This is a genomic window from Nocardiopsis sp. NPDC058789 (assembly GCF_042745575.1).
GTDB lineage: Bacteria > Actinomycetota > Actinomycetes > Streptosporangiales > Streptosporangiaceae > Nocardiopsis > Nocardiopsis eucommiae.
In genome coordinates this window covers 61,061-78,306 of sequence record NZ_JBHYOW010000005.1, presented here as the reverse complement: position 1 = coordinate 78,306, position 17,246 = coordinate 61,061, and the positions used below count along the sequence as shown (strand labels likewise).

The window sequence follows — 17,246 nt, the reverse complement described above, 5'->3', positions numbered from 1 at the left end:
GAGGGCGGGCGCCCCCGGGGAGCGTGGAGTATCGATCAGCCCCGAGTCCCGAGTCCCGAGTCCCGAGCGCCAAGCTCCAAGTCCCGAGTCCCGAGTCCCGAGCGCCAAGCCCCAAGCCCCGAGCGCCAGACTCCGAGCCCCGCACTCCGACCCGGACTCGGACCCGCTCCCGGACCCGCCTCAGCCCCGGCCGGGCCCGCTCCCCACCGGACCCCGCTGACTCAGCCCTCCCCGTGCCAGGCGTTCCACAGCTCCGCGTAGGAGCCGCCCCGGGCGAGGAGTTCGTCGTGGGTGCCGAGTTCGACGATCTCGCCTCCGTCCACCACGGCCACCCGGTCCGCGTCGTGCGCGGTGTACAGCCGGTGGGCGATCGCGACGACGGTGCGGCCCGCCAGGACGCCGGCGAGCGAACCCTCCAGACGGCGGGCCGAACGCGGGTCGATCATCGAGGTCGCCTCGTCCAGCACCAGGACCTGCGGGTCGGCCAGCACGACCCGGGCGAGCGCCAGCTGTTGCACGTGGGCCGGGTCCAGGGCGTCCTGCCCCGAGCCCACCCGCGTGTCCAGCCCCTCCGGCAGCGACCGCACCCAGGTGGCGGCATCCACCGCCTCCAGCGCCCGCCACAGCCGTTCCCGGTCCGCGCCGTCGTCCTCCAGCGCCAGGGCCAGGTTCTCCGCGAGGGTGCCCCGGAACACGTGGCTCTCCTGGCTGAGCAGGATCACCCGTTCCCGGCGTTCCTCCGGGGAGAGTGCGGCCAGGTCGACGCCGCCGACGCGGACGGTCCCGGCCCCGGGCAGGTACACCCCGGCCAGGAGCTTGCCGAGGGTGGACTTCCCCGCGCCGCTCGGCCCGACCATGGCCAGACGCTCCCCGGGGCGCAGATCCAGGTCGACGCCGCGCAGCACCTCGGTTCCGGGCGCGTATCCGAACCGCACGCCCTCGACAGCCACGGCTCCGGGTTCCCCGGTCTCGGGTTCGGCGCCGGTGCCCGGGGTCTCCTCGGTGCCCTGGACCCCCAGCAGGCGCCGCATCCCGGTGAAGCCCACCATCACGTTGTCGATCTGGTCGATCAGGTGCTCCAGCGGCCTGGACATCTGCACCGTCAGGAACACCGCCGTGGCGATCTGCCCCAGGGACAGCTCGCCCTGGACGTACAGGAACCCCGCGACCAGGAAGGTCGTCGCCGAGGTGAACATGTACGAGAACTCCAGGGGCGGGTACCACACGGTGCGCAACCAGAGCGTGTACCGCTCGGCCAGGTACGCGCGGCGCACGTCGGCGTCGGTCCGCAGGTCCTGCCACTCCTGGCGGCCCAGCGCCTCCAGGGTGTGCGCCCCCTCCACGGTGTCGGAGACGCCCTGGGTGAGCCGGGAGTAGGTGCCCATCTCGGCCAGGTAGCCCTCCGGGGCCCGCCGGGCGTACCAACGGGTGCTCACCCAGATGATCAGTGCCGACGGCAGCCACGCGAGCGCGAGAGCCGGGTGCAGGAAGACCTGGGCCACCAGGATGACCAGCACCGTCGCCCCACCCGTGGCGAACACGGGGAGCGACTCACGGACCATCACACTGAGGGAGTTGACGTCGCGCCCGGTCCGCGACACCAGGTCGCCGGTGCCCGCGCGCTCCACGGCGCCCAGGGGCAGCCGCAGGACCGACCGGACGAACTCCTCACGCAGTTCGGCCAGCAGTCCCTCACCGAAGCGGATGGACTGGGCCACGGCGGCCAACAGCAGGGCGGCGTTGACCAGCAGCGCCGCCACGATGGCGAGGGCCATGACGTCCACACGCGCCGGGGCGGCGCCGTCGCGGACGGCGTCGATGATCATCCCGAGCACCCACGGGGCGACCAGGGCGGCCCCCGTGGCCAGCGCGTACAGCACGACCACCAGGAGCAGGAGCGGTCCGTGGTCGCGGCCCGCGCGGCGGAGCCTGCGCCACACCAGGGGCGTGGGCGCCACCGGGAGGGCGGTCGGATCCACAGGGGCGGTGGGCGGTCCGCCGGGAAGGGAGGGCGCCGCGGGTCGGTCGGCCGGGGGCCGGGGTTCGGCGGTCCGGGTCATACCGTCTCCTCCTCCAGGGTCGTGCGCAGGACGGTGGCGGCGTAGGCGTCGTGGGTGCGGAGCAGGTCCCGGTGGGTGCCCTCGGCGGCCACCCGGCCCTCCACGAGGAACTGGACGTGGTCGGTGCGGTCCAGCAGGAGCGGGCTGGTGGTGACCACTCCGGTGGTGCGGTCGGCGCGGACCCCTCGGAGCCGTTCCGCGACGGCCGCCTCCGAATGCGCGTCCACGGCCGAGGTCGGTTCGACGAGGATCAGCACGTCCGGGTCCCGGAGCAGGGCGCGGGCCAGTCGCAGGCGCTGCTGCTGGCCGCCGGAGTACTCGCGGGCGCGTTCGGTGAGTTCGACGTCCAACCCGAGGGGGGACTGGGCGAGCACGTCCTCCGCCGAGGCGGCGCGGAGCATGGCGGTGACGTGCTCGTCGGTGCCCGCGCCCCCGGGGTCGAGCTCGTCACGCAACCGACCGGAGAACAGGTGGGCGTCGTTGGCGGCGACCAGCACGCGGCGACGGACCTCCCGCAGCGGCAGCGCGTCCAGGCGGACGCCGGACAGCTCCGCGCCGCCGCCGTCCCGGTAGCGGCCCAGCCGTTCGACCACGGGCGCCACGTCGGTCTGGTCCGCGCAGACCACGCCGGTGACCCTTCCGTGTGCCAGGAGCACCCCGCTCGTGGGGTCGTGCAGGTCGTGGGGTCCGGCGGGGGCCTCCGCCGGGGCCGCGGGCTCGGTGAGGTCGTGCTCCATCCCCAGGACCCGCACCACGCGGGCGGCGGCGACCCTGGCGGTCACCACGTCGGAGGAGAAGAGCATGAAGTAGCGGACGGCCGTGGACAGGGCGCCGGTGTAGCCGTAGAAGGCGACCAGCTGTCCCACGGTGATCTCACCGACCAGCGCCAGTCGGGCTCCGTACCAGACGATCCCCACCAGGAGCAGGCCCGGGTACAGGGTGCGGACGGCCTCCAGCGCGGCGTCCATCCATCCGACCCGGACCCCGGCGGCCCGGACCCGCTGCGACTCGGCGCGGTACCGCTCACCGGTCGAGCGTTCACCGCCCACCCCGCGCAGGACCCGCAGCCCGGCCACGAGGTCGGTGGCCCGCGTGGTGAGTTCGGCCTGGCGGTCGCGGTGGGCGTGCGTGCGGTGGTTGAGCGGACGCAGCAGCGGGACCATGCCGACGACGATCAGCGGTACCGCCACCAGGACGATCAGACCGAACGTGACGTGCGACGTGAGCATGAGGAAGGCGACCACCAGGACCGCGACCACCGACGAGACGAACAGGTTGGAGCGCTCGTAGACCTCACCGATCCGGTCGATGTCGTCGGTGCCGACCGCCACCACCTCGCCTGTGGGCAGCCGCCGGGTGAGCGTCGGCCCCAGCCGTGAGGAACGGCGGGTGATCACCTGCATCGTCCGGTAGGCGCAGGCGTACCAGTTGAAGCAGCTGGCCCGCTCGTACAGGGGGGTCAGTGCCGCGCCTCCCACCGCGCACAGACCGATGAGCGCGAACCAGTACAGCAGGGTGCCGTACCCGCCCTCCGCCAGCCCGGCGTCGAGCGCGGCGCCGAGCACGAAGGACACCAGGATCGTGCAGAGGTAGTACGCGGAGGCGACCAGGGAGGCCCAGGTCAGGGAGGGCCACTCCGTCCGGGCGAGCCAGAGCAGGAAGCGGTCGGCGGAGCGGTGGTCCGGGTCGCCCGGAGGCTGGGGAAGTGCGCGCACGATTACCGAACCTAACCAGGGAGACCGGAGGAGGCCACTGGTTTTCTCGCGTCCCGCGCCATGGTGGCTCAGGGGATTCTCCGGGTGTTCCCGGATGGTGCGCGGGGGTGCCGGGAGGTGAGGCTGGTGTCATGAACGACATCCCCTCCGCCCGGCCGGGCCTCCCCCTGCGGATCGGGGCCGTCACCGCCGGTGCCGTCCTGCTGTGGTCCGGGCTGCTCCTGGTCAACGACCTGTTGCTCACCGAACCGGGGAGTCGGGGCAACGCCGCGCACTGGGCCAACGCCGTGGTCATCGCGGTCCTCGGGACCGCGCTGGTCTGGGCGGCCCGTCGGTACCTGGACCGCCGTCCGTGGTCCGGCCTGGGACTGACCGGCCCGCGCGACGCCTGGTGGCCGTTCCTCGTGGGCGCGCTCTCCTGGCTGCTGCCCGCGGCCGTGGGCCTGGGGGTGGCACTCGCCCTCGGAGCGTCGGTCACCCCGGCCGTGCCCCTGACGGAGATCGTGCTCTCCCTGGCGGCCCTCACCGTCCTCGTGCTGCTCTACGAGGCGGTCCCGGAGGAACTGATCTTCCGTGGCTACCTGTTCCGCAACCTCACCACCGCGATGTCGGCGTGGGTGGCGATGTTCGCGCAGGCGGCGCTGTTCACCCTGTGGGGGACGGGTCTGTGGGTCCTCACCGGAGGGTGGGACGTCCTCGCCGAGCGGCTGCCGTTGTTCCTCGGCATGGGCGTGGTGCTGGGCTGTCTGCGCGTGGTCACCGGGAACGTCTGGGCCTGCGTGGGCTTCCACCTGGCCTTCCAGGTCGCGGCCCAGGGGCTGCTGAACTGGGACCTGTTCGAGGTCGGCGGCCTGGACACGGTCATGGGCACCGTCTTCCTGCTGCCGTTCGCGCTCGGGGTCACCGTCACCATGCTGTTCCTGCGCGACACCGGTACCTGGTCCGGTCGGGTTCCCGACCCCGTGTTCGCCCCGGGGGAGCGGACCGCGCCCTAGGGGAGTTCGCCGCGCTGGTGGAGGAGCTCGACCAGGTCGCGCACGGCCGGGGCGCACTGGTCGCGTTCGGCGTGGGAGATCCACACCGCCTCCACGATCTCGTTGTCCGGCACGATCTCACCGTCGTGCTCGGCGGAGTAGCAGACCAGCCGCACACGGGTGCCGGGCGCCTGGGCGTGCGCCTCCTGGTCGATCTCCGCGACCAGGCGGAAGGTGCCGGGCCGCAGGACCACGCTGACCTCCTCCAGGGTCTCGCGGGCCACCGCCTCCTCGTCGGTCTCGCCCGGCTCACGCTTGCCGCCGGGGACGTACAGGAGGTCCCTGTCCTCGGGGCGCACGCACAGCAGGCGGCCGTCACGGACGTGGGCCCAGGCCAGGGCCTCGATGACGGCGGGGGGCGTTGAGGGGAGCGGGTTCGCTGACATGTGGCCACTTTAGGTCGCGGTGCGTGAGGGCGAACCGCCGACCCGTGGTGACCTGAGCCACTAATCTCGTCATGCGTACACCCACGGCCCGCACCGGCCGGGCCACGGCGAGAGTGGACGAACATGGCAGCCTCCCCTTCCGGAACCGGGCCCGGTACGGGCCCCGACCCCTCGGCCGCGCGATCCGAGGAGGACGTCCTCCCCCTCCTCGCGGAGAGCTCCTGCGGCGGTGTGCCGCCCCAGACCACCGAGCAGCGCGAGGAGCGCGAACGCGCCCACAACCTCCACAGCGCGGCGATCGGCGCCTGCCTGGCGCGGGCGGAGAAGGACCCCGCACTGGTCGAACGGGCGCGGCTCCTGCTCTCCGAGGAGGCGCGCCTGCCCTTCATGACGGCCGACGAGGTCGCCCGCGCCAACGCCGAACTCTCCCGGACCCTCCGTGAACTCCGCGCCGACCCCGCGCCGCGGCCCTCGGGTGCCACCCCGGAGGACCTCGGCCGCGAGCTCACCGACGCCGAGCAGGACGCCCTCTTCGACCTCGCGCTGCGCGACCGACTCACCGGGGTCCCGCGGGAACACCCCCGGCTGCTGCTCCTCGGAGGCCAGCCCGGCTCCGGCAAGTCCACCCTCCAGCGACTCCTCCTGCCGGTCCTGCCGCCGGGGACGGTCAGCTACGACGGTGACGACCTGCTGCCGCTCTCGCCCGACTACGAGTGGTCCATGACCGTGGACGACCGAGCCGCCTCCACCTCGGTGTCCGCGCAGGTCGGCGGGGTGCACCGGCGGGCCATGGAACACGTGCGGCGGGGCCGCCACGACGTCGTGTGCAGCCACCCGCTGGGGCGCGCGGACTGGGCCGCCCAGTGGGTCCACGGTTTCCGGGAGGCCGGGTACCGGGTGGAGGTCGGCTTCGTGGCCACGCACGCCTCCAACAGCCGGTTCTCGATGGTCGACCGCCACGAGCGCGCCACCCGCGACCAGGGATTCGGCCGCTGGCTCCCGGAGATCCACCACGACCGCTTCTACCTGGGCGTGCCCAACACCATCGAGTTCCTGGAGACCCACCACCTCGCGGACTCGGTGTACGTGCTCTCCCGTGAGGGCGAGGTCCTGTACGCCAACCACCAGCGCGGGGGCGCGTGGCGCTCGGAACCCTTCGGGCGGATCGCACTGGAGGCCGAAAGGGGCAGACGCGAGCTCTGGCGCTCGGAGGACGCGCCCTAGGATCGCTCCCCATGGACATCTTCTCCGCGAACCCCCTCCTGGTCCGCCAGCCGAAACGCTTCATGGTCGACGTCTCGGACTACGAGATCCACGACCAGTTCGGACGACAGATCGCCTGGGCACGGGAACAGGGCGCGGGCGGCGGCGTCCAGGTGCTGCGGCAGCTCTCGCGCAACACCGGCGGCTTCGAGAGGCTGGTGCACGTCACCGACCTCCACGGGGCGGTCCGGCTCGTCATCCGGAAGCACTGGTCCTGGATGACCGCGACCACCAGCGTGAGCCTGCCCAACGGCCACCCGGTGGGCAGCATCGAGCAGGACCTGAAGTTCTTCGGGGCCGCGTTCACGCTGATGGACGCGTGGAAGAGGCAGATCGGCGCGATCGAGGGCGACTTCGTCAGCCGGGACTTCCGGATCAACGACCACAACGGGCACGAGGTGGCGCGGGTCGACCGCAGGCTGCCCGACCTCGGAGAGATCCTCACGGCCGCGGACAGCTACGCGCTGCACCACCGCTACCCCTCCCTCCCGGATCCGTTGCGGACCCTGGTGGTGGCCTCCGCGATCGCGATCGACCTGGTCCTGCGTGAGGGAAAGTGATCCGGCCGGCCTAGTTCTCCAGGCGGGCCATCGCGGCGCGGTCCTCCTCCCCGAACCGCTCCTCCAGCTCCTCGGGTGAGGCGTCCAGGTCGATCCGGGAGAGCGGCACCCCGCGCGCGGACTCGATGGCGCCCAACCGCCGTAGGGCGCGGTCGCTCGCGTACTCCAGGAGCTCGCCCGGGGGGAGCTCGTAGCGCTGGGCGGCCGGGTCGCTCGGCGGGACGTCGCCGTCTCGGACGGTGCCCATGACGTGGGGCAGCAGCTCGTCGAGGCGCTCGCTCACCACGTCCCAGTTGCGGTCGTCGGCGGCCACGTGGCGCCGACAGGTGAAGGTGCCCCAGGCCATGTGGCGGCGCTCGTCGTCACCGATGTGCCTGATGATCCGGCGCATGCCCGGGAAGATGTCGCGGACGGTGCACACGTGGTTCCAGGCGTAGTAGCCGGTCAGCGCGAGGGACCCCTCGATGACGTGGTTGTAGGTGACCGAGGCGCGCACCTGGTTGCGGGGACCGGGGTCGTCCAGGAGGGCGTCCAGCGAGCGGGGGAGCTCGTCGTAGAACAGGGCGCGGTACCCGGGGTTGGTGTCCACGTACGCGTGGAGGTCCTCGCGGACACCGATGGCGTCCAGCCAGAGCCGGAAGGCCTGGACGTGCCTGGCCTCCTCGAAGGCGAACTGGGTCAGGTACATCTCGTCGCCCAGGCGGCCCTCGGCGGCCATGGCGCGCAGAAAGGGCTGGAGGTCCTCGGTGACCGCTTCCTCGCCCGCTGCGAAGAGGGCGCACAGCCGCAGGACGCGGGTGCGCGCCTCCTCGTCGAGGCTCCGCCAGTCCTCGGCGTCCTGGGAGAGGTCGATGTCGGCCGGGTTCCAGAACCGCGCGTTGCCCTTGGCGAACAGCCGGAGGGGGAGCGAGTCCCAGTTGAGTCCGCCGCCGCGAAGGGAGTGGAAGCCGTCGCGGCGCTCGGTGGCCGGTGCCTCGGTCATGAGGGGTACCTCCGTCGGGTGTACTGCCCCTCATGATTGGACACGGAAGGGGTTCGTGTAAAGCCCTGGAAGTGTCCTGGGTCACCCGAATCGCGAACCCGGTTCGGCTCCCTCGGGCGGCCCCGATACCGGCTGTGGCACCCGGCGATCCGGCCCCGCCGAAACGGTACGGTCAGGGGAGTACGACCGCATGAACGATCCGATCGGGGGACGACGTGTTCTGTGGTGATCCCGGCAGTTCCGGCTACGCCGCGTGCGCCGCCCAGTCCCAGCTCTTCGCGCTGGCCTCGGTGATCCCCGCGCTGCTCGGCCTCGCCCTGCTGTTGGCCGCCTTCACCGCGCCCTCGGTCCGGGGCGACCGCCTGCTGCGCACCCGGACCCTCACCTACTCCCTGATCGCCTGGGGCATCGCCGCCGGTACCTACGTGATCGGCGTCCTGCCCTCGCTCTGACCCGGGCGTGTCACCCGCTCAGTTCTCCTCCTCCGCGAGCAGGTCGCCCGCGTCCGCGATCCGGTACGCGTACCCCTGCTCGGCCAGGAACCGCTGCCGGTGCGCGGCGTAGTCCTGGTCCAGGGTGTCCCGGGCGACCACCGCGTAGAAGCGGGCGGTCCGACCGTCCGCCTTCGGGCGCAGCACACGGCCCAGCCGCTGCGCCTCCTCCTGACGGGAACCGAACGACCCCGACACCTGGACCGCCACCCCCGCCTCGGGGAGGTCGATCGAGAAGTTGGCGACCTTGGACACCACCAGGGTGCGCAGCTCACCCGCGCGGAAGGCGTCGAAGAGGCGCTCGCGCTCCTTGTTGCGGGTCTCGCCCTTGATCACCGGGGCGCCCAGCCGCTCACCGAGTTCGTCGAGCTGGTCGATGTAGGACCCGATCACCAGGACCTGCTCCCCCGGGTGACGCTCCACGATCTGGCGCACCACGGTGGTCTTGGTCTCCGAGGACGCGCAGAACCGGTACCGGTCCTCCGGCTCGGCGGTCGCGTACGCCAGCCGCTCGGACTCGGTCAGGTCCACCCGGACCTCCACGCAGTCCGCCGGGGCGATCCACCCCTGGTTCTCCATGTCCTTCCACGGGGCGTCGTAGCGCTTCGGCCCGATCAGCGAGAACACGTCGCCCTCCCGGCCGTCCTCACGGACCAGCGTGGCGGTCAGCCCGAGGCGGCGGCGGGCCTGGAGGTCGGCGGTCATCCGGAAGATCGGCGCGGGCAGCAGGTGCACCTCGTCGTAGACGACCAGGCCCCAGTCCCTGGCGTCGAACAGCTCCAGGTGCGTGTACACGCCCTTCCGGCGCGCCGCCATCACCTGGTAGGTCGCGATGGTGACCGGCCGGATCTCCTTCCGGGTCCCCGAGTACTCACCGATCTCGTCCTCGGTCAGGGACGTCCGCTTCAGCAGCTCGGTCTTCCACTGGTGCACCGACACGGTGTTGGTCACCAGGATCAGCGTCGTCGCCCCGGTCATCGCCATCGCGGCCGCGCCGACGATGGTCTTGCCCGCGCCGCAGGGCAGCACGACCACGCCGGAGCCGCCCGCGTGGAAGCTCTCGGCGGCCTCACGCTGGTACCCGCGCAGTTCCCAGTCGCCGTCCGCGAGGTCGATGGCGTGCGCCTCGCCGTCCACGTACCCGGCCAGGTCCTCGGCGGGCCAGCCGATCTTCAGCAGGGCCTGCTTGAGGTTGCCGCGCTCGCTGGGGTGGACGGAGACCGAGTCCTCGCTGAGCCGATCGCCCAGCATGCCCTTGACCTTCTTCGCCCGGACGACCTCCTCCAGGACGGCGCGGTCCGAGGACTCCAGGACCAGGCCGTGCCGGGGGTCACCGACCAGTCGGAGCCGCCCGTAGCGGTCCATGGTCTCCGCGATGTCCACGAGGAGCGAGTGCGGCACCGGGAACTTGGAGAAGCGGATGAGCGAGTCCACGACCTGCTCGGCGTCGTGCCCGGCGGCGCGCGCGTTCCACAGGGCCAGCGGCGTGATCCGGTAGGTGTGCACGTGTTCGGGGGCGCGTTCGAGTTCGGCGAACGGCGCGATGGATCGGCGGCACTCCGGGGCGAGTTCGTGGTCGATCTCTAGCAGGAGCGTCTTGTCGGACTGGACGATCAGGCAGGACACACGGGGCCTTCCGGCGGGAACGGGCACGGTCACGGGGACGAGGGTGGCCCCAGGTGCAACACGGGAACCCCTCCGATCATGCCCGTCCCGGGGTGGGGTTCGTTACGGAACGCCCCGGCGGAGGTCGGCGCGGGTCAGGCCCCCAGATAGAGGAGCATGGACGCGATCACCATCACCGGCAGCAGGAACACCACCGAGAACGCGGTGTAGGCGAAGGTGCACGTCCACGTGTAGCGGATGTACCGCTCCACCGCGTCCGTGTCGGGCACCTTCGTCAGGGCCATCACGCCCAGGACGATCCCGGGGACGTTGGCGAAGAGGACGAAGAACCACAGGCCCAGGGCGACACCGAGGACCTGGACGACCAGTGTGCTCACCGCCACGAGCAGGGCCGCGACCGCGCCGCCCACGCGGGGAGGCGGGCCGGACGGGGGCGGGGGTCCCGCCGGAGGTCGGCGTACCGGAGCGACGGTCTGGTACGCGGCCGGGCCGGACGGGGGCGGCGGGGGCGTCGGGGTCGCCCGGTCCGGTGGCGCTGACGGGCGCGCGGCGGGTGTGTTCGCGGGCAGGCCCGACCCGGAGACGGAGGCCCGCCCCCGCTCCCAGAAGGCCCTGGGGTCGTTCCGGTCACCGTTCACCGCTGGTCCGTGCCCCCTCACGCCGATCACCGTGTCTGTGGTCGCATACCCGCCCCACTCGGGTGGGACGCGGACGAACCCGTACGCGTTGCCCCAAACCGGGGTCAGAAGTTGACCACGGGAACGATCTGCTGGATCCAGCCGCCCGCCTGGGTGAACATCACGAAGGTCAGCACGAGCATCACGAAGAACATCACCCCCGCCGCCCCGAGGCAGTACCAGGAGTAACGGGTCAGGACCTCGGCCTGATCGGGGCGGCCCCGGTCGCGGGCGTGCGCGGCCCGCACCGCGAAGGTGATCCCGGCGATCCCGAAGATCCAGTTCATGCAGCACAGCGCGGTCGCCGCGTGCAGGATGAGCGCCATCGTGGAGCTGTTGGCGCCGCCCGTCGAACCCGAGGGGGCCGGTGCGTGCCGGTCGTCGTCGCGCTCGGGCGCCCGGTCCCGGCCCTCGGAGACGCGGTCCTCGCGCGCCCGATCACGGGGGGAGGAGGCTCCGGGGGGCAGCGGTGCGTTGCTCATGGGGTGTCCCTCGGTGTCGGTGATCGACCTACGCCACTCTAGCCCGCCGACCCCGTCGGCGTTCCGGACGCGTCAGTCGGAGGGGGCCAGCTCGGCCACCCCGGTGATGCGGTGGATGGCGAAGCGGTGCACGGCGTCCCGGGTCGTGTCGTAGGCCGTGAGGAAGCCGCCGTCCACGCTGGAGGGCTCGACGATCCGACTGACCTGGCGGCCGTCGGTGTCGGTGTAGCCGATCCACACACGGCGCTCGGCCACAGCGGCCTCCGAGAGCACCTCCATGACGGCCGAGGCCCGGGACCCGGCGGTGCCCCCCTCCGGCAGGGCCACCGGGACGCGGGCGACGTTGGCGGCCTCGTCCCCGGCCCGAAGGGCGCGCACGGTGGCCCGGGTGAGCTCGGGGGTCGGAGCGCCCTCCACGGTGGACGAGGGGTCCGGTTCGGCCCGGCGTACCTCGGGGCGGTTGAGGCGCATCGTGCCGTCGCCGCTCTCCGGCACCGGGTGGTAGCCCAGCTGGCGCAGGCGCTCGGTGAGCGCGGCGCGGTTCAGCCCGCTCACCACCACGGTCGGCGCCAGGAGCAGGAGTTCGAGGTCGGCGGCCCGGCGGTCGGAGACCAGCTCGGTCAGCAGCGCGGGCTCGTCGCAGCGCAGGTAGCTGGCGGCCGTGCCGGTGCGCAGCCTCCCGTGCCTGCGACCGGCGTCCGAGACCAGGTAGCGCAGGGCCTGCGGCAGCGGGGTACGGGAGTGGCGTTCCAGCAGCGCGGTGATGTCGGAGACCCCGCGCCCGGCGTCCAGCGCACGGCGCACGGAGTCCTCGGTGAAGCGGTACACGGTGGCGCCGCCGGTGGACTCCACGTCCGCGACCAGCGCGAGCTCCCGGGCGAGCTCGGGGACGAGCGGCCCCGGCGCCACGGCGGTGAGGTCGCCCTGCACGAGCACGTAGTCCAGGGGCTGTGGCAGCTCGGCGGAGAGCAGGCGCGCGGCGGTCTCCTCGGCGTCCTCGGCGAGCCCGAGCAGGGGTCGCGTGTGCTCGGCCAGTGCCCCCAGCCCGGTGAGGCCGAGGGCGGCCGCCTCGGTCAGGGCGGCTCCCACGAGATCGGTGTACACGGGGGACTGGCGGCGGGGGCGGTGCCAGGCCAGCCGCTCCCGGAGCGAGTCCTCGCTCGGGGCCAGGTCCGGGCCGGCCTCGCCCAGCTCGGTGAGGAGGTCGCGCCGGGCCTGCGGGGCCGCGGGTCTGACCAGCCCGGGGCCGAGCACGTTGCGCACGCGCCCGCCCGCGTCACGGGAGCCCGTCAGCGAGGCCACCCGGTCCGAACCCAGCCACGACCGGACCAGGAGCAGCCACCGTCGTTCCGGGGCGCGCTCGCGCCACAGGTCGTACTCGCGGGTCGGCAGCCACTCGCCCGCGACCCGGTGGTCGGTGCCGATCAGCCCGGCGGCGCGGACCACCTCCAGGTACAGGGCGGCCGTGTCCTCGTCGGTGTCCATGGCCTGCGCGGCCCGGCGCAGGTCGCGGACGCCCAGCCCGCCGTTGCGCAGGACGGCGGCAGGCTCCTCGGTCCACCGCTCCAGCAGCTCCTCGACAGCCCGCAGCACGGTGAACGCCTGTCCGGCGGCGGCGCGGGCGACGGCGTCGGGCGGGACCGGACGCCCCTCGAAGGCGGGCGGGGCGGTGTCGACCTCGCGGAACAGCACGCCGGAACGCAGGTGGAGGCCGACCTCGCGGGGCAGGGTCAGGGTGTCGTCACCGGTCGCCACGAGCAGGCCCCGGGCGATGAGGGTCTCGACCGGGGAGGCGGCCGTGGCCAGGTCGACCTCCCGGCGGGCGTCGCTGACGGTGCCGTTGGGCGGTCCCCAGGCCAGGTTGTCCAGCAGGCGCCGCGCGGGCGCCCCGACCTGGCCGGTCAGGGCGGCGAGCCGTCCGGGGTCCGACAGCGCTGTGGCGACCGTCTCCACGGCGCTGCTGGCGGTGCTGTGCGGGACGAGGTCGCGGGCCAACCGGCGGACGGCCTCGTGGGGGAGCGCCGCCAGGAGGGCCCGTGCGGGCGGCCCCAGCTGGGCGGGGTGGGGCAGGAGTTCACGGAGCACCTGGACGGGGCGCAGCCGCCCGTGGTCCGGCCAGATCAGGGCGAGGGAGAGCAGGGTGTCCAGGGCCGCGTCCAGCGGTTCCGTGCCCCGACCGTCGCCGGGGGACAGCCCGAGCCCGTGGGCGAGCTCCGCGGGCTGGGCCCCCACGGGCTCGGAGAGCCGGTCGTCGCCGAGCGCGACCACGGACTCCAGGACCTGGAGCGTGAACCGGTCGAGCCGTTCCAGCGCGCGCAACGCCGCGTTGCGCGAGGTCGCGCGGTGGGCCAGGGCTCCGATGTCGGCCGGGACCGGCTGCGCCAGGTCCGGACGCGCGTCCAGGAGGGCGGTCAGCTCGTCGTCCGAGCGTGAGCGCAGCCAGGCAGTGAACGTGGGGGGCCGCCCCGGCGGATCGCCGTCGGGGCCGCCCGTGCCCCGGTCGGACCCGGGTGGCGCGTAGTCGGTCATCGGATCAACGCTAAGTGATCGGGCGGGGAGGAGCACACCCCCACGCGCGAACCCCCGGTGCGGCGGCGACCACACCCGTCGCGGGTGAGTGGGTGGAGGAGGGCACCCGGGCCAGCCGCGCCGCCGGAGCCGGGGCCCTGTCCCTGGCCCTGACGATGCTGACCCTGGCGGTGCTCACCCCCCTCGGTGAGGAGTTCCTGTTCCGCGGGGTCGTGACCACGGTGCTGCTGCGCTACGGCGCGTTGGTCGGTGTCGTGGGCAGCGCGGTGGTGTTCGCGCTCATGCACGGCGTCAACGAGGTCCTGCCCGCGGCGGTGATCGTGGGGCTGATCGCCGCCGAGCTCTACCGGCGCAGCGGATCGATCTGGCCCGGGGTCCTCATGCACGCGCTCTACAACGCCATCAGCCTCGCGCTGCTCGCCCTCGCGGCCATGGCGGCCTGACTCCCGCGGGGGGCCGTGCCGAGCTGGCCGCGTCCCTCCTCGCGGACCCCGGAACGAGCGAGGACGCCCCGGGGTCCGCGCGGTGGCGGGGTTCGTCCGGGCAGGTCGAACGGGTGCCACCCCGGGAGGCGCTCACGCGGTGTGAACCGTATGGGGGGAGAATTCCTGGACCGAAACGGAGGGGGAGGGTTAAAAGGCAGGTCAATGTCGGCCAATATGGGGCCATGACCCAGCGCTCGGAACAAGTGGTACTCGACTATCTCTCCGAGGTCGGACTCGCGCTGTACGGTCGTGTGACGCCCCGGGAACGGACCGCCTACCTCGCCAGCCTGCGGGCGCGCATCGACGAACGTCGCGAGGCGGCCGACCTCGACGACGTCGACACCGTACGGCGTATCCTCCGTGGCTTCGGATCCCCCGAACACCTCGTGCGGGAGGAGCTCACCGGCCAGGCGGTCGACCTCGAGGACGACGAGATGATCCCGCCCAAGCCGCGGCACGCCGACCGTCCGCCACCGCCCTGGCGGGGCGGCCCCAACCAGGGGTTCATGTCCCTGCTGGAGGGGCCCAGCCAGACCGACCTGCGCATGGACGGCAGGGTCGCCCGCAAACCCGGGGTGACCCGCAACGGCCTCATGATGCTCCGGCACCACCCGCCCGAGGCCGTGGCCCTGCTCATGCTCGTCCTCGCCGGAGTGTGGTGGGACGTGGCCTTCCTGTGGGTGCTCGGCGCCGCGCTCATCGTGCTCAGCCAGGTGTGGAACGCCCGGGACAAGTGGGTCGGTGCGGGGCTCCCCCTGCTGGCCTGCGTGGTCGGCACGGCGCTGTGGACGGGTGAGGCGAAGTTCGTCGACCAGTACATCCAGCAGGCCCTGCCCGCCACCGGGGTCCCCGCGCTCGGTCTCACCTCGCTCGCGTGCGTGCTGTACCTCTTCCCGAAGGCCGCCCGCGCGGCCCGGGTCGCGGACCGTTCCGTGCGGAGCTGATCGGTCGGGGAACCCGAACGCCCCCGAACCGGTCCGTTCCGTCATTGGTTGGCAAACCCTGGGGAATAACCTTTTCCGGTCGGCCCGTTGGCGCGTATCCGCGGACGTCGGGTCGGGTATTCATGTCGGTACACCGCCGCTGTCGCATCGAGGCGGTGCACGACAGGTGGTCCGGCCTCCAGCTCGGGCACCGGCTCGTCGACGACGTCCCTGACTCCGCCGAGTCCCGTCCCACACTCCGCACCCAGCGGTGACGGGGCGCCGTCGACGCCACGAGGCCCGGGTGAGCCGTATCCGGGCCTCGTTCCGTGTTTCCGGGCCAGGGGCGGAGCGGTGGAATCGGACCCGCCCATAATCCCTCGCCTTGGTGAGCCCTCGGGCACTAATCTGGAACCACCCATGGAAACCAGGGGCCGCCCGGGGCGGGGGAACAGGTGGACCATCGTTTCCTACGTCGCGCGCGCCCGTCAGTGAAAGCATGAGGTCTCTACGTGCCCACCGGCAAGGTCAAGTGGTACGACGGCGACAAGGGTTTCGGCTTTCTCACCCAGGACGATGGCGGTGAGGTGTTCGTGCACTCCACCTCGCTGCCGACCGGAACCACCACCCTGAAGCCCGGCCAACGGGTCGAGTTCGGCGTGGCCGACGGGCGCAAGGGCGCCCAGGCGCTCCAGGTCAGACTCCTGGACACGCAGCACTCCGTGGCGAGGGCGCGCCGCAAGAAGCCCGACGAGATGGTGCTCATCACCGAGGACCTCATCAAGCTCCTGGAGAACGTCTCCAACGGCTACCGGCGCGGCCACCACCCCGACAGGCGCGAGGCTGCCCGGGTCGCCGCCGTGCTGCGCGTGGTGGCCGACGACCTGGAGGCCTGACGACCCCCGGGGTACCTGGTCAGGGGCCGTGGCGGACGCGTTCGGCGTCCACCACGGCCTTTTCGGCGCCTCGGGACCCTTCGATCGCGCCCGGTGTCCGCTGGCCGAAAAAACGGGTGACTTTCTGTCCCGAACCCCCGGAATCACGGTCGGTGGGCGCCCAGATCACCCGTATCCGCCGTCCCTGGTGGCACAAGACTCCGTCATGAGGTCGTATCGGCCGAACCTTGACCCGCGTTATGGTCAAATCGGTGCCCGCGATCAGTGAGAATGGTGAACGTGAGCCCTTCTCGACGTTCTCCTGTACCGGACAAAGCATGTGTCGACGCGGTGGATCTGGCCCGCTCGGTTGCGGCGGAGGTCGGGCGACCCGAATGGGTCGGTGAGCACCTCACCGCCCAGGTCGAGGACACGCGCCTGGTCACCCACTACTTCCAGTGCCTGGACCCCTCCTACCCGGGATGGACCTACTCGGTCACCGTCGTCCGCGCCTCGCGCGCCAAGGACGTCACGGTCAACGAGGTCGTCCTGCTGCCCGGCGAGGGTGCCCTGGTCGCTCCGAACTGGGTGCCCTGGAAGGAACGACTGCGCCCGGGCGACGTCGGTGTGGGGGACCTGCTCCCCACCGAAGAGGACGACGAACGCCTCGTCCCCGGCTACGCGCAGGTGCCCGACAGCGAACTCGACGCCGAGGGCATGGACAAGCAGATGGTGTGGGAGCTGGGACTGGGCCGACGCCAGGTCCTCTCCGAGGTCGGCCGCGAGCAGGCCGCGGAGCGCTGGTACAACGGCGAGCCCGGACCCCGCAGCCCCATCGCCACGGCCGCTCCGGCGGCCTGCGCCACCTGTGGGTTCCTGACCCCGCTCGCCGGTGAGCTGCGCCAGATGTTCGGCGTGTGCACCAACGAGTACGCGCCCGACGACGGCAGGGTCGTGTCCCTCGACCACGGTTGCGGAGCCCACTCCGAGGTCCGCCGCCCCGGCCCGCAGAACGAGCCGGTCGCACCGGTCGTCGACGAGATGGGGTACGACCACATCGTCTTCGACGACACCACGGAACTGGAACTGGTCTCCAGCGACTCCTGACGAGCCGACCAACACGGGCAGATCCACCTGAACAACGGGCCCCGTCGCACA

General features: G+C 72.5%; 16 protein-coding genes. 8 read left to right on the top strand and 8 right to left on the bottom strand.

The features are described 5' to 3' along the window. Window positions 1-221: 221 nt before the first annotated feature. Together ACFW3L_RS08225 and ACFW3L_RS08220 are read right to left on the bottom strand one after the other, a co-directional pair. Complete coding sequence (locus ACFW3L_RS08225) at window positions 222-2,060, bottom strand: ABC transporter ATP-binding protein (RefSeq protein ID WP_378737769.1); 1,839 nt, start codon at window positions 2,058-2,060, stop codon at window positions 222-224. Then, window positions 2,057-3,775, bottom strand: coding sequence for an ABC transporter transmembrane domain-containing protein (locus tag ACFW3L_RS08220; RefSeq protein ID WP_378737767.1), 1,719 nt, complete (start codon window positions 3,773-3,775; stop codon window positions 2,057-2,059). The genes ACFW3L_RS08225 and ACFW3L_RS08220 overlap by 4 nt, the downstream gene beginning before the upstream one ends. A gap of 131 nt (window positions 3,776-3,906) precedes the next feature. Here ACFW3L_RS08220 and ACFW3L_RS08215 point away from each other — a divergent pair, with 131 nt between their 5' ends. Then, entirely contained in the window at window positions 3,907-4,770 is an 864-nt protein-coding gene (locus ACFW3L_RS08215) for a CPBP family intramembrane glutamic endopeptidase (RefSeq protein ID WP_378737765.1), read from the top strand. Here ACFW3L_RS08215 and ACFW3L_RS08210 read toward each other — a convergent pair. Continuing rightward, window positions 4,767-5,195, bottom strand: coding sequence for an NUDIX domain-containing protein (locus tag ACFW3L_RS08210; RefSeq protein ID WP_378737763.1), 429 nt, complete (start codon window positions 5,193-5,195; stop codon window positions 4,767-4,769). The two genes, ACFW3L_RS08215 and ACFW3L_RS08210, sit on opposite strands and share 4 nt — an antisense overlap. A gap of 123 nt (window positions 5,196-5,318) precedes the next feature. Between ACFW3L_RS08210 and ACFW3L_RS08205 the strand changes: the two genes are divergently transcribed. Continuing rightward, window positions 5,319-6,419: a zeta toxin family protein gene (locus tag ACFW3L_RS08205; RefSeq protein ID WP_378737761.1), complete on the top strand. Its 1,101-nt coding sequence runs from the start codon at window positions 5,319-5,321 to the stop codon at window positions 6,417-6,419. An 11-nt stretch (window positions 6,420-6,430) separates the two neighbouring features. Beyond that, on the top strand, window positions 6,431-7,018 hold the full coding sequence (locus tag ACFW3L_RS08200; protein ID WP_378737759.1) for an LURP-one-related/scramblase family protein: 588 nt from the start codon (window positions 6,431-6,433) through the stop codon (window positions 7,016-7,018). A 10-nt stretch (window positions 7,019-7,028) separates the two neighbouring features. On the opposite strand, the gene ACFW3L_RS08195 is transcribed toward ACFW3L_RS08200, so the two are convergent. Then, window positions 7,029-8,000 carry a R2-like ligand-binding oxidase gene (locus ACFW3L_RS08195; RefSeq protein ID WP_378737757.1) on the bottom strand — a complete coding sequence of 324 codons (972 nt, stop codon included), beginning with the start codon at window positions 7,998-8,000 and terminating at the stop codon, window positions 7,029-7,031. 215 nt (window positions 8,001-8,215) lie between these two features. On the opposite strand from ACFW3L_RS08195, the gene ACFW3L_RS08190 reads away from it, so the two are divergent. Continuing rightward, window positions 8,216-8,452 carry a hypothetical protein gene (locus tag ACFW3L_RS08190; RefSeq protein ID WP_378737755.1) on the top strand — a complete coding sequence of 79 codons (237 nt, stop codon included), beginning with the start codon at window positions 8,216-8,218 and terminating at the stop codon, window positions 8,450-8,452. An 18-nt stretch (window positions 8,453-8,470) separates the two neighbouring features. Here ACFW3L_RS08190 and ACFW3L_RS08185 read toward each other — a convergent pair whose 3' ends face one another. From ACFW3L_RS08185 to ACFW3L_RS08170, 4 genes are all read right to left on the bottom strand, one after another. Next, the gene (locus ACFW3L_RS08185; RefSeq protein ID WP_378738301.1) at window positions 8,471-10,117 is read right to left on the bottom strand and encodes a DNA repair helicase XPB; all 1,647 of its coding nucleotides are present in this window, start codon (window positions 10,115-10,117) and stop codon (window positions 8,471-8,473) included. A gap of 134 nt (window positions 10,118-10,251) precedes the next feature. After that, the gene (locus ACFW3L_RS08180; protein WP_378737753.1) at window positions 10,252-10,527 is read right to left on the bottom strand and encodes a hypothetical protein; all 276 of its coding nucleotides are present in this window, start codon (window positions 10,525-10,527) and stop codon (window positions 10,252-10,254) included. A gap of 332 nt (window positions 10,528-10,859) precedes the next feature. Then, complete coding sequence (locus ACFW3L_RS08175; RefSeq protein ID WP_378737751.1) at window positions 10,860-11,276, bottom strand: hypothetical protein; 417 nt, start codon at window positions 11,274-11,276, stop codon at window positions 10,860-10,862. Window positions 11,277-11,348: 72 nt separating this feature from the next. Then, a complete protein-coding gene (locus ACFW3L_RS08170; protein ID WP_378737749.1) occupies window positions 11,349-13,805 on the bottom strand; it encodes a helicase-associated domain-containing protein in 2,457 nt (818 codons plus the stop codon). A 92-nt stretch (window positions 13,806-13,897) separates the two neighbouring features. On the opposite strand from ACFW3L_RS08170, the gene ACFW3L_RS08165 reads away from it, so the two are divergent. From ACFW3L_RS08165 to ACFW3L_RS08150, 4 genes are all read left to right on the top strand, one after another. Then, entirely contained in the window at window positions 13,898-14,248 is a 351-nt protein-coding gene (locus ACFW3L_RS08165; protein ID WP_378737747.1) for a CPBP family intramembrane glutamic endopeptidase, read from the top strand. A 224-nt stretch (window positions 14,249-14,472) separates the two neighbouring features. Further along, entirely contained in the window at window positions 14,473-15,234 is a 762-nt protein-coding gene (locus ACFW3L_RS08160) for a hypothetical protein (RefSeq protein ID WP_378737745.1), read from the top strand. Between the two features lie 491 nt (window positions 15,235-15,725). After that, on the top strand, window positions 15,726-16,109 hold the full coding sequence (locus ACFW3L_RS08155; RefSeq protein WP_378737743.1) for a cold-shock protein: 384 nt from the start codon (window positions 15,726-15,728) through the stop codon (window positions 16,107-16,109). A gap of 330 nt (window positions 16,110-16,439) precedes the next feature. Next, on the top strand, window positions 16,440-17,195 hold the full coding sequence (locus ACFW3L_RS08150; protein WP_378737741.1) for a DUF3027 domain-containing protein: 756 nt from the start codon (window positions 16,440-16,442) through the stop codon (window positions 17,193-17,195). Window positions 17,196-17,246: the final 51 nt, after the last annotated feature.

Coding starts and splice junctions, on each gene's coding strand:
- ACFW3L_RS08225 (WP_378737769.1), bottom strand. CDS start 2,060: ATGACCCGGACCGCCGAACCCCGGCCCCCGGCCGACCGACCCGCGGCG.
- ACFW3L_RS08215 (WP_378737765.1), top strand. CDS start 3,907: ATGAACGACATCCCCTCCGCCCGGCCGGGCCTCCCCCTGCGGATCGGG.
- ACFW3L_RS08210 (WP_378737763.1), bottom strand. CDS start 5,195: ATGTCAGCGAACCCGCTCCCCTCAACGCCCCCCGCCGTCATCGAGGCC.
- ACFW3L_RS08205 (WP_378737761.1), top strand. CDS start 5,319: ATGGCAGCCTCCCCTTCCGGAACCGGGCCCGGTACGGGCCCCGACCCC.
- ACFW3L_RS08200 (WP_378737759.1), top strand. CDS start 6,431: ATGGACATCTTCTCCGCGAACCCCCTCCTGGTCCGCCAGCCGAAACGC.
- ACFW3L_RS08195 (WP_378737757.1), bottom strand. CDS start 8,000: ATGACCGAGGCACCGGCCACCGAGCGCCGCGACGGCTTCCACTCCCTT.
- ACFW3L_RS08175 (WP_378737751.1), bottom strand. CDS start 11,276: ATGAGCAACGCACCGCTGCCCCCCGGAGCCTCCTCCCCCCGTGATCGG.
- ACFW3L_RS08170 (WP_378737749.1), bottom strand. CDS start 13,805: ATGACCGACTACGCGCCACCCGGGTCCGACCGGGGCACGGGCGGCCCC.
- ACFW3L_RS08160 (WP_378737745.1), top strand. CDS start 14,473: ATGACCCAGCGCTCGGAACAAGTGGTACTCGACTATCTCTCCGAGGTC.